Annotated in this window: 11 protein-coding genes; 9 read left to right on the forward strand and 2 right to left on the reverse strand. The window is 32.1% G+C overall.

All coding sequences use genetic code 11. From position 1 onward, the window contains the following. On the reverse strand, positions 1 to 1176 hold the full coding sequence (locus JC605_RS07420; protein WP_198855593.1) for a thioredoxin fold domain-containing protein: 1176 nt from the start codon (positions 1174 to 1176) through the stop codon (positions 1 to 3). 179 nt (positions 1177 to 1355) lie between these two features. Between JC605_RS07420 and menD the strand changes: the two genes are divergently transcribed. The 7 genes from menD (at position 1356) to JC605_RS07455 (ending at position 10076) form a co-directional block, all read left to right on the forward strand. Beyond that, complete coding sequence (gene menD, locus JC605_RS07425) at positions 1356 to 3017, forward strand: 2-succinyl-5-enolpyruvyl-6-hydroxy-3-cyclohexene-1-carboxylic-acid synthase (protein ID WP_198855594.1); 1662 nt, start codon at positions 1356 to 1358, stop codon at positions 3015 to 3017. A 285-nt stretch (positions 3018 to 3302) separates the two neighbouring features. Next, positions 3303 to 4157, forward strand: a complete 855-nt coding sequence (locus tag JC605_RS07430) for a S1 RNA-binding domain-containing protein (protein ID WP_198855595.1) — start codon at positions 3303 to 3305, stop codon at positions 4155 to 4157. A gap of 817 nt (positions 4158 to 4974) precedes the next feature. After that, a complete protein-coding gene (locus JC605_RS07435; RefSeq protein WP_012024845.1) occupies positions 4975 to 5808 on the forward strand; it encodes a 1,4-dihydroxy-2-naphthoyl-CoA synthase in 834 nt (277 codons plus the stop codon). Between the two features lie 83 nt (positions 5809 to 5891). Then, a complete protein-coding gene (menA, locus tag JC605_RS07440; protein WP_198855596.1) occupies positions 5892 to 6854 on the forward strand; it encodes a 1,4-dihydroxy-2-naphthoate octaprenyltransferase in 963 nt (320 codons plus the stop codon). Positions 6855 to 6882: 28 nt separating this feature from the next. Continuing rightward, complete coding sequence (locus JC605_RS07445; RefSeq protein WP_198855597.1) at positions 6883 to 7560, forward strand: metal-dependent hydrolase; 678 nt, start codon at positions 6883 to 6885, stop codon at positions 7558 to 7560. A gap of 166 nt (positions 7561 to 7726) precedes the next feature. Continuing rightward, complete coding sequence (locus JC605_RS07450; protein WP_198855598.1) at positions 7727 to 8965, forward strand: hypothetical protein; 1239 nt, start codon at positions 7727 to 7729, stop codon at positions 8963 to 8965. A 79-nt stretch (positions 8966 to 9044) separates the two neighbouring features. Then, the gene (locus tag JC605_RS07455; protein ID WP_198855599.1) at positions 9045 to 10076 is read left to right on the forward strand and encodes an o-succinylbenzoate synthase; all 1032 of its coding nucleotides are present in this window, start codon (positions 9045 to 9047) and stop codon (positions 10074 to 10076) included. 91 nt (positions 10077 to 10167) lie between these two features. Here the strand turns inward: JC605_RS07455 and JC605_RS07460 are convergent, their stop codons facing one another. Beyond that, a complete protein-coding gene (locus JC605_RS07460) occupies positions 10168 to 10692 on the reverse strand; it encodes a hypothetical protein (protein WP_198855600.1) in 525 nt (174 codons plus the stop codon). A 259-nt stretch (positions 10693 to 10951) separates the two neighbouring features. On the opposite strand from JC605_RS07460, the gene JC605_RS07465 reads away from it, so the two are divergent. After that, the gene (locus tag JC605_RS07465) at positions 10952 to 11425 is read left to right on the forward strand and encodes a CYTH domain-containing protein (RefSeq protein WP_198855601.1); all 474 of its coding nucleotides are present in this window, start codon (positions 10952 to 10954) and stop codon (positions 11423 to 11425) included. Position 11426: 1 nt separating this feature from the next. Continuing rightward, positions 11427 to 12395 (forward strand): YpdA family putative bacillithiol disulfide reductase, encoded by a 969-nt coding sequence (locus tag JC605_RS07470; protein ID WP_198855602.1) that lies wholly within the window; start codon positions 11427 to 11429, stop codon positions 12393 to 12395. Positions 12396 to 12444: the final 49 nt, after the last annotated feature.

The raw sequence follows: 12444 nt of genomic DNA on the forward strand, positions 1-12444 counted from the left end.
TTATTTGGTGTTGAGTTCAGCTAATAGGACGTCTACTTCCTTTGAATTCCAGTCCATTTCTTTGGCTATTGCTTTGGCATTTTTGGCATATTCTAAAGCTTTTTTCTTGTTTTTTAATTTATTGTAAAGTTTGGCCCCAAGTAAATTTCCGTCGTAAGAATAATTTAATTCTAGAGAACGATCTACCCAAGAGATAGCTTTTTTTAAACTTTCTGTGTCTTTAATATGCTTAAAATAAGTATTTCCGATGTCTTTTAAGAAACTAGCATCATTCCAAACCAATTTCTGAGTATCTTCAAGGGTTACTTTTTTATAAAAATCCCATTTCTCGGTTCTTTCTGCCAATGTCAGATCATATTTAAAAACTAAAGAATCTGTCTTTTGCAATCGAATTGATTTTGCAACTTCTCTTTGTTTATAGTAGTTTACAGTATCTAAATTGTCAACCAAAGGTCGAAGCAATTCATTTACAATACTTTCAATTTTACGATCAACACGACTTTGAGAAGCTACTGCAGCAAAATCTTTCTGATGATTTAAAACATATTGAAATTCTCGAGATTTAATATCAGTAACACCATTTGCAATAACACGCCAGTTTAACTCACTAACTAATTGTTTATCAGATTGTGTGTTCAAATAAATATGCGTTGGTATTGACAGCTCCGTTCTATCTTTTCCTTTTCTTAAAGTATTTAAATAATAAAAGAATTTATCTGAATTGCTAGGATCGGCAAGAAATTGTTTTTCTAGATGAGGCAATTGCATCTTGGGATTTAAAGCATTATTAAGCTCGTTAAGAAATTCTGGTTTCTTCAATTCGCCTTTTAAAGCATAAATTAAAGTTTCGTTACTATCGATAAATAAAAACGTAGGAAGCGATTTGGTGTTGAATTTCTCTTTTAAAGCAATTCCTTCTTCTTTTTCAATGTTTTTGTAAGTGCAGACAAAATTCTTATTCAAAAAATCTATTACAGCAGGATCACTCAAAACTTCTGTTTTCATTAAATTGCAATGTGGACACCAATCGGCATAAAGCATTACAAAAAGAGGTTTTCCTTCTTTTTTAGCACTTTCTAAGGCCGTTTTATATGGAACATCAACAGGAACAAATTGATTCTGAGAAGTAATGGTTTGAAAAGTAATAGATAAAAATAGTATAAATAAGAAACGCATATTAAGTCTGGCTTTTATTAATTATTCGATTTTACAAATATATTCCCTTTTTTGAGAAACAGCCTTAATATATTCCTAATTATAATATAAATCAAGTGCGAAGTTTGTAACTTTGTAAGCAAGATGAAGAAAAATTATATCAGGATTTTTCTTTAAAAAAATAGTAATACACGACCGGAATGATTTACCCCAAAATAGCGCTTGCACAAAGCATTATCGAAATTTTATCTGCCAAAGGCATTGTTAATATTATAATTTCTCCAGGATCTAGAAACGCACCGTTAACTATTGGTTTTGCTCAAAATCCAAATTTTACCTGTTACAGTATTGCAGACGAGCGATGTGCTGCTTTTTTTGCATTAGGAATTGCCCAGCAAACGAAACAGCCAACAGCAGTTGTTTGTACTTCAGGATCAGCTTTATTAAATTATTATCCGGCTATTGCAGAAGCATTTTACAGCCAGATTCCCTTGATTGTTATTTCTGCTGATCGTCCGCAGAGCAAGATTGATATCGGAGACGGACAAACCATTCGTCAGGAAAATGTTTTTGCCAATCATTCTGTTTTCAATGCCAATTTAACAGAAGAAGCATCAGAAGAAAATGATTTAAAGATCAATCTAGCTATTGAAACAGCTATTCTTAAAAGAGGCCCAGTTCATATCAATGCGCCTTTTGAAGAGCCTTTATATGAAACTACAGAAGAGCTTTCTGTAAAGCCAAAAATCACAAATCTTGAGTTTGAAAATTTTTCAAAAATTATAGAAAACAGCAACGAGTTTGTTTCGGTTTGGAATAATACAAAGCGAAAATTAGTTTTAGTTGGAGTAAATGAAGCTAATAGCATTGATCAAGAAATTATCGAAAATCTAGCCTCAGATCCTTCAGTTGTTGTGCTTACAGAAACTACTTCAAATCTTCATCATGAGAGTTTTATTAATTCAATAGATACTTTAATTACACCTTTTGATGATTTTGATTTTAAACAATTTAATCCAGAAGTTTTAGTGACTTTTGGTGGAATGGTTGTCTCAAAAAGAATTAAAGGTTTTTTAAGAAAATACAAACCAAAACATCATTGGCATATTGATACTTTACGTGCTTACGATACGTTTGGCGCTTTGACAAAACATTTTGAAATGCAGCCAAATGATTTCTTTAAAGATCTATTTTCAAAAACAGTATTTGTAAAGAGCAATTATTTCAAAAACATTGATACCGTTTATAAAGCAAGATTAGAGAAAAGAAAGGAATACTTAAGTAAAATTGAGTTTTCAGATTTTAAAGCTTTCGAAAAAGTTATACAATCGTTGCCTAAAAACAGTTTGCTGCAAATTAGCAATAGTTCTGCCATTCGTTATGCGCAATTAATTGATATTGATGATTCTATTGAAGTTTTCTGTAACAGAGGAACGAGTGGAATTGACGGAAGTACATCTACAGCAGTGGGTGCTGCGCTTGGAAACGAAAAACAAACTGTTTTTGTTACTGGAGATATTGGCTTTTTGTATGATAGCAATGCGCTATGGAATTCTTATATTCCGAAAAACTTCAAAATTATTTTAATTAATAATGCAGGAGGAGGAATTTTCAGGATTTTACCTGGACATCAGGAAAAACCTGTTTTCAATACTTATTTTGAGACATCACATAGCTTGACTGCCGAACATCTAGCAAAAATGTACGGATTGAATTACTTTGCGGCTCAAGATGTTCAGTCGTTAGAAAATGGAATAGAATCTTTGTATAATTCTAATGATGTTCCGTGCATTTTGGAAATTTTTACTCCAACATTTGAAAACGATAAAATCTTAAAAGAGTATTTTAAATCCTTATACTAAATTGAAGTTAGGTATTTGTTAATATAATTATTAATCATTTTTGTGGCTGTAACGTTGGTGCTATTCACTAAAAAGTTACTGACCCAGCACTTTAAAAAAAAAGCGTTTTTAAATAATTAAATTTCGCACATCGCAAAATCCCTTTATAACCCAATTCTATAAAGGGATTTTTTAATTTTTGCCTACAGTATAAGTTTTGTTAAATTAATTTCATAGTACCGCTTCAAACTTCGTACCTTTGCGGCTCAGAAACTTAGCAGTTGTACTGCTTAGAAATACATTAAAATGCTAGAAATAGGAAAATACAATACCCTAACTATATTACGTGATACCAAAGTAGGTTTATTTTTAGGTGATCCTGAAAATGATCCTGATGGAATTCACGATGTTTTACTTCCAAATAAATATGTTCCAAAAGTATTTGAAATTGGTGAAGAATTAATCGTTTTTGTTTACTTAGATCACGAACAGCGACCAGTTGCAACAACTTTAGTTCCGTATATTTTATTAAATGAATTTGCTCTTTTGAGAGTAAATTACATCAATAATGTTGGTGCTTTCATGGATTGGGGAATGGAAAAAGATATTTTGGTTCCGTTTAAAGAACAGGCACGTCCGATGGAAAAAGGAAAACGTTATTTGGTTTATTTATATATGGACAAACAAACTAATCGTTTAGTAGCTTCCAGCAAAACCAATCAATTTTTGAACAATGACCAGTTAACGGTAGAAAAAGGAGAAGAAGTTGACTTGATCGTTTCGCATATTACCGATATGGGAATCAATGTTATCATTAACGAGCGCCACAAAGGACTTTTATACAAAGACGAAGTTTATGATGATTCGATAAGAACCGGAAATAGAATGCGTGGCTATATTAAAAACATTCGTCCTGATAACAAAATAGATGTTGCGCTTCAGCCTCAAGGTGTTGAGAGTATAGAACCAAATGCCGAAAAAATATTAAGCGAGCTAAGAGCAAGTAGAGGCTTTCTTAGATTAAACGATAATTCTCATCCAGAAGATATTAAAACTGTTTTGAAAATGAGTAAAAAATCATTCAAAAAAGCAATCGGATCTTTATACAAAGAAAAACTGATTGAAATTAAAGAAGATGGAATATATCTTGTAAAAGAATAAAAATTGAGAAATTCTAATATGGAAATTCCAATTGATAATTGAAATCTATAATTTGACTTTAGCCTTTTGGAATTTGGAGTTCAAAATGTTGAAATTTATTTTGCGCTAGCAAAATTATTATAACACAAAAGGCTGCTCATTACAAGCAGCCTTTCGCTTTTTATTCAGTTTTAAAAAAAATTGTAATTAAAAAAAAACAGAAATAAAATAATTCGAATCCATCTCAGAACAATAGCTTTACGAATTTTAGAAATCGTCCCATTGACGGTATGTCTTTTAAATAATCAATGCACCTATCTTAAAAGCAAAAAAGAGAATTTCACGGCTCATCCATTGGTTTTATAATATAACTTTTAGAAAGTTGTGAATTAGTACTTTTTTCCTCTTTTCGTTATCATTTCTATACTAATTAATAGACAATTCTAACATTTAACCTTAGGTGTTACTTTTTTCTTTTTGAAGTTTCGACAAACACATAAATCATTTGCTCTTTTAATTGAGGTTTGTTACTTAAAACCCTAAAAAAATGAGCGACAAATTTTTTAAATTTTCTCAAAAAAATCATTTTTTAGGTTAATAAATCAGTGAAAGAAAATCAATCTAAAATCTTTGAAATAGTTTGTATCTCATTGATTTCTAGGGTGTAAAATTAATTATTATTTTTCTAAACTAATGTTAAAAAATGTTATTTTTTGTAGGTAAATACCAATTGTTAACATTAGAAGTCAATTTAGTAAAGACTTAAGACTGATTGAGTAGGTAAAGTAGTAAAAATGATTTATTTTTACCGTATAATTATTTTAAACAAAAAATCAAAATGGATTGGATTACAGCTAGAGAATTTGAGGATATAACTTATAAAAAATGCAATGGAGTAGCGAGAATAGCTTTTAACAGACCAAATGTTAGAAATGCATTCCGTCCAAAAACTACTTCAGAATTATACCAAGCTTTTTACGATGCACAAGAAGATACTTCAATTGGAGTTGTTTTACTTTCTGCTGAGGGACCTTCAACAAAAGATGGAGTTTACTCTTTCTGTAGCGGTGGAGATCAGAATGCACGTGGACATCAAGGATATGTTGGAGATGACGGACAGCACCGTTTGAATATTCTGGAAGTACAGCGTTTAATTCGTTTTATGCCTAAAGTTGTTATTGCAGTAGTTCCAGGATGGGCTGTAGGTGGCGGACATAGTTTGCACGTAGTTTGCGATATGACGCTTGCAAGTAAAGAACATGCTATTTTTAAACAAACAGATGCTGATGTAACTAGTTTTGATGGCGGTTACGGATCGGCATATTTAGCTAAAATGGTTGGTCAGAAAAAAGCTCGTGAAATTTTCTTTTTAGGTAGAAATTATTCTGCTCAAGAAGCTTTTGAAATGGGAATGGTAAATGCTGTAATTCCTCATGATGAGTTAGAAGCTACAGCTTATGAGTGGGCACAAGAAATTCTTCAAAAATCGCCAACTTCTATAAAAATGCTGAAATTTGCAATGAACTTAACAGACGACGGAATGGTTGGACAGCAAGTTTTTGCAGGAGAAGCCACTCGTTTAGCTTACATGACCGAAGAAGCTAAAGAAGGTAGAAATGCTTTCTTAGAGAAAAGAAAACCAAACTTCGGCGAAAATAAGTGGTTACCGTAAATAAGTTATAAAATAGTTTCAAGTTTCAGGTTTCAAGTTAAGAACCTGAAACTTGAAACCTGAAACTAAAAAAAAAACAAATAATGAAACATTGGATTGAAGCCGCAAGATTGCGCACATTACCTTTATCAGTTTCCGGAATTATAGTTGGAAGTATTTACGCTTTATCAAATCCAACAGAAACTATTAACACTCCAACAGAAGTATTTAGCTGGAAAGTTTTTGGTTTTGCTCTATTGACAACACTAGGATTACAGGTTTTATCCAATTTTGCAAATGACTATGGCGATGGAGTAAAAGGTACTGACAATGCTGATCGAGTAGGGCCACAACGTGCTATTCAGAGTGGTGTAATTACCCCTCAAGCAATGAAAAAAGCCATTATTATTACTTCGTTTTTGACTTTATTATCTGCAATTATATTAATTTATTTTGCATTCGGAAAAGACAATTTCGGGTATTCAATCTTTTTTCTATTGTTAGGAATCGCAGCTATTATTTCTGCAATTCGCTACACAGTTGGTAATTCTGCCTACGGATATAGAGGTTTTGGAGATTTATTTGTTTTCATTTTCTTCGGATTAGTGAGCACTTTGGGTGTAAACTTTTTATATGCAAAAGAAGTAGAACCGCTTTTAATTCTTCCAGCTGTTGCAATCGGATTATTGAGTGTTGGGGTTTTAAATCTTAACAATATGCGCGATCAGGAATCTGATAAAAAATCAGGTAAAAACACTATTGTAGTACAAATTGGAGCTCAAAAAGCTAAAAATTACCACTTCTTCTTGATTATTACAGCAATGATTTTAGTGGTTGTATTTGCTATTTTAAGCGATTATAACTTTGACCAATACTTGTTTTTATTGGCATATATCCCGTTGACCAAACATTTAATCACGGTTTACAAAAATCAAGATCCAAAATTATTAGATCCAGAATTAAAAAAACTGGCATTAAGCACGTTCTTGCTTTCTATATTACTTACAGTATGCATGATTTCTTTGATTTCAGACATTATTGTAAACCTCTTTTTAGGAGGAAGATAAAACAATGTTTAACTTAAATAGTGACAAAATGAAAATTACATACTACGGACACGCTTCATTAGGAATTGAAGTAGGAGGAAAACACATTATTGTGGATCCATTTATTACCGGAAATCCACAAGCTGGTACAATCAATCTGAGCACTATCAAAGCAGATTATATTTTATTGACGCATGCACACGCTGATCACGTTTTGGATGTTGAAGCTATTGCAAAAAATACAAATGCAGTTATTGTTTCTAATGCAGAAATTGCAAGCCATTATGCTAAAAAAGGATTCAATTCGCATCCAATGAATCACGGAGGAAGCTGGAAATTTGATTTCGGAAAAGTAAAATATGTAAATGCAATTCACTCAAGCAGTTTTCCTGACGGTTCTTACGGAGGAAATCCTGGAGGTTTTGTAATTGAAGGCGAACATAAAAATATCTACATCGCTGGAGATACAGCTTTGACTTACGACATGAAATTGATTCCGCTTCGCACAAAACTAGATTTAGTTATTCTTCCAATCGGAAACAATTTTACAATGGATGTTGAAGACGCTATTATTGCTTCAGATTTTGTAGAATGCGACAAAGTTTTAGGATATCACTATGATACTTTTGGTTACATCGAAATCAATCATGAAGAAGCAATTCGCAAATTTTTCGATAAAGGAAAAGATTTAATGCTTTTACCTATAGGAGATTCGATCGAATTATAAGAAGCTAATCCCGCTTTCGGCTATATCTTTTTAAGGCAAAGAAAAATTGCCTTAAAAAGGATAATGCCTCTATCGGGGCTAGGGCACTCAATTCCATAAGAAAGTTATTTGGCATAATCTATGTTAATTGAATTAAAGTTTTTTAAAGTAAAAATCATTTTAATCTGTGAAATCTGTGGCAATTAAAGCATCATCACAAAATACAACTTTCAAACAAATCCTTTTATTACTATTTATCGTAACTTCCTATAACGCTTTTGCACAAAAAGATGGTTATTGGGACAAAGAACGTGCAACAACTAAAGAAATCATGGTTCCCGCACGCGATAGAATTGCTATACCAACGGAAGATTTACCAGTTGGAACTACAGAAATTGTATACAGAATTACACTTTTAGATAAAAACCAAGAAATGGCCAATAGCTTGGTTTCGGTATTAAAAGCCATTCCAGACCCTACAGGTATAAGCCAAGGCTCTGCAGGTGCGGTTTTCTTAATGTCAAAAATTTCTGGAGAAGATAAATGCACCTATTCGATTTTTACATCTAATGAAAATGCTAAAAAGTATATTTCAGATGGTAAAATTGACAATGCCTGTTATTCTCAAGCAGAACCTGTAAGTAAAGATGCTAAACGATTATCTGTAAACAGATCTTCTTGCTTAAAAGAAAATATTAATACCATTTGGTTTGGCTTTGAAAGCAAAAACTGGTTGTTGAGCCAAAAAGTGGTCTTAGAAGTAGTGCCTTGGGTAGACACAAAACTAAATCGCGGTTGGAATCAAGACAACAAAAACGAAATTATAAGCTTGTGCAAAACTTCTACAATGGCACAAAAAATGGCAAACTCAGATGATTTTTGCGTTTGTATTTTAAATAAAATTATGAAGCAATATCGCTATGATGAGTTTCAGAAATTATTGGCTGTCGAAAAAACGAAAGTTTATAAAGATTTTGGAAACAGCTGTTATCAAGATGCTGATATATCTAAAAACGTATTCAACGATTTAAGAACTCAGGTAGCTTCTTTAATAAAGACGCAAAAATATAACGAAGCAATTCCAAAATTGAATACCATTGTAAGCGAAGGAAAAGCAACAGCTGTAGATTACAGTTATTTAGGCTATTGTTATATTTTGACCAAACAATATGCAAAAGCTTTAAAAGTTCTGCAAGAAGGCGAGAAACTTGATGATACAGAATTATTAATCAAATTAAACTTAGCACATACTTATTTAGTAAGTGATGACTACAGTGCGGCCAAAGCAATTTACAAAAAATATCAGACTCAAAACGTAACCGATAGTTTAAGCTGGATTATTAAAACAAAACTTGATTTTCAGGCTTTTGAAAAAGCGGGTCTGCCTTCAAAAGACTTTGAAAAAATCTTAAAATTATATAACTGAGAAACTTACTGGTGCAGAGCTATTTAAAGTTTTTTAAACTTAACATCTCAGTACTTAGAATCTTAGCATCAAAAAAAAAATGAAAGCATCTTATAATAAATATTTACTAGAATTTAAACGTCCATCTGGAACTTCTAGAGGAATTATGACCGAAAAAGAAACTTGGTTTATAATACTGGAAGAAAATGGCAAAAAAGGAATCGGTGAATGTGGAATATTACGTGGATTAAGTGCTGACGATCGTCCAGATTATGAAGAAAAATTAAAATGGGCTTGCGAAAATATCCATTTGGGAGAAAACGCATTATGGAATGCATTGCTAGAATTTCCTTCTATACAATTTGGAGTAGAAATGGCTTTTTTATCTCTTAAAAGCGAAAATCCATATATTTTGTTTCCATCAGATTTTACCACTAATTTAAGTTCAATAGCTATAAACGGATTAGTCTGGATGGGGGAATCTGCTTTTATGAAACAGCAGATAGAAGATAAATTAGCCGATGGTTTTAACTGTATAAAGCTTAAAATTGGAGCAATCGATTTCAACAAAGAATTGGAGTTATTGCAATTTATTAGAAGTCATTTTTCACCGGAAGAAATAGAAATTAGAGTAGATGCTAATGGTGCTTTTTCTTCAACAGAAGCTTTAGATAAATTAAATCAATTGAATAAATTTCAGCTTCATAGCATAGAACAGCCAATTAAGAAAGGACAGGTTGCAGAAATGGCTCAGTTGTGCAAACAGACACCATTTCCGATTGCTTTAGATGAAGAGCTTATTGGTGTATTTTCATTAGAAGAAAAAGAAAAATTACTGCAAGAAATAAAACCGCAATATATTATTTTAAAGCCAAGTTTTATTGGAGGTTTTCGTGGTACGCAAGAATGGATCACTTTGGCAGAAAAGTATAATATAGGCTGGTGGATAACCTCTGCATTAGAAAGCAATATAGGATTGAACGCTATCGCACAATGGACATTTACCTTGAATTCAGATATGCCTCAAGGTTTAGGAACTGGAGCTTTATATACTAATAATATAGATTGCCCTCTTGAAGTAAAAAAAGGCCAGCTTTGGTATAATATTTCTAAGAATTGGTCAAATTTCTAAGATTTTTTATGACATCTTAAAGTTTATTAAATCTCAACTTTTGTTTTTGAGACTTAGAATCTTAGCACCTTAGAAACTTAGTGTCTCCTTTTTACTCTTTTCCTCCCAACAAACTATCTTGCCAATCTTTCAATTCTTTCCACTTTCCTTGATAAGCCATTAGTGCTTGTTTTGCCCAAGTGCTTGGATTATGCATAGCGTAATTTTCTCCACCTGCATCCAAAATTGACTGTAGCTTTTCGGTAGAAGCTTGAGATAGATTTTGCCAAGTTTTTATTCCTGCTTCAACAAATAAAGACTCTATTTTAGGGCCAATTCCTTCTACTATTTTGAGGTCATTTTCTTTTATCTTTTTACCTAAAGCATTTTCTGCCAATCCTGGTTCAAAAGGAATTACGACTGGAGCAGTTGCTTTAGTTTTTACAGCAAGATCAGCTTCAAGTTTTAAGATTCTTGCATTCAAATTTCTCGTGTGAGCTTTGCAAACATCTAAGTCGGCTTGAAGAGCAGTTGAGAGAGAATTATCATTCTTAGAATTAATTTTTCCTAGTATGTAACCTAAAATCCCACAGATTACACCTAGTGCTATTGGTATTACAACATAAGGCACATTCATGATTTTTATATTTTAGAATTAAAATTACAGTCAATTTTATATTATGGCAGAAATGATTTCTACTCATAACCAGCTGTTTAATGAGGTGTTAGGTTCTATCAAAATTACTCAAAATACTAATTGCAACATGTTAACAATCAGTTATATTGAAGTTTTTTATTTCTAGTTTCATAGAATAAATTAACTTTTTTTCATTTTTTAGAAGTTCAAAGGCTAGATTAAAATGAGTAACTTGCATAAAAAATAATCTGCATTTAAGATGATCGAAATAGAAAGAAAGTTTCTAGTAAAATCTGATGATTTTAAGAAACAAGCTTTTGCTCAAAATGATATTGCTCAGGGCTATTTGAGTTCTGTACCTGAGCGCACAGTTAGGGTCAGAATAAAAGGACACAAAGGCTTTATAACCATAAAAGGAATAAGCAATACAGCAGGTATGTCTCGTTTTGAGTGGGAAAATGAGATTCCGTTAGACGAAGCTCAAGAGTTACTAAAATTGTGCGAAAAGGGTAAAATTGAAAAAACACGTTACGAAATAAAATCTGGCAAGCATGTGTTTGAAGTTGATGAATTTTATGGCGAAAATGATGGCCTAATAATGGCTGAAATTGAATTGAACTCTGAAGGCGAAACTTTTGAAAAACCTGAATGGCTTGGCGAAGAAGTAACAAACGATGAAAGATATTATAATGCTTATTTAAGCAAAAATCCATATAAAGATTGGCAAAAATAAAATGGCAGAATCAAAATACGACCTTATTATTGTGGGAGGAGGACCAATTGGCCTGGCTTGCGCAATAGAAGCTGAAAAGAAAAAATTAAATTATTTAATCATTGAAAAAGGAGCGATAGTTAATAGCATTTTTAATTATCCGTTATATATGACCTTTTTCTCTACTGCAGAAAGATTAGAAATTGGTGAGATTCCGTTTAATTGTCTTGCACCAAAACCTGGACGTCAGGAAGCTTTAGAATACTACAGAAATATTCATCGTTACTTTAAATTCAATATTAATTTGTTTGAAAGAGTTCTCGATGTTCAAAAGGAAAATACCATTTTCAAAATAAAAACAGATAAGCACAATTACGAAGCTACGAATGTTATAATTGCAACTGGTTTTTATGATATTCCGATTGAAATGAATGTTTTAGGCGAAAGTTTGCCAAAAGTTCGTCATTACTATAAAGAAGCACACGAATATGCTTTTAGAAAAGTTTTGGTAGTTGGAGCCAATAATTCTTCTGTAGACGCAGCTTTAGAATGTTGGAGAAAAGGAGCAGAGGTTACAATGGTAATTCGTAAAAACGAAATTAATAGCCGTGTAAAATATTGGGTGAAACCAGATATTGAAAACAGAATAGAAGAAGGAAGCATCAAAGCTTTTTTTCAATCGAATATTACTGAAATCCGAGAAGATGAAGTAGAAATTGAGACTCCAAACGGAAAAGTTACAATTGAAAATGATTTCGTTTTAGCTTTAACAGGTTATAAACCAGATTTGACCTTTCTTGAAAAAATGGGAATTCAGCTTTCTGATGATGAGTTGAAAATTCCAGTTTATAATTCTCAGACAATGGAAACAAATGTTGAAGGTTTATTTCTTGCAGGAGTAGTTTGCGGTGGAATGCAGACGCATAAATGGTTTATTGAAAACTCAAGAATTCATGCTAGTATGATTGTAGATTATATTACTGCAAAATAAAAAGTTTGCCACAGATTAAAAGGATTTTTAGGATTAATCATTTAAATCT

This window comes from Flavobacterium sp. IB48 (assembly GCF_016405855.1).
Classification (GTDB): domain Bacteria; phylum Bacteroidota; class Bacteroidia; order Flavobacteriales; family Flavobacteriaceae; genus Flavobacterium; species Flavobacterium ginsengisoli.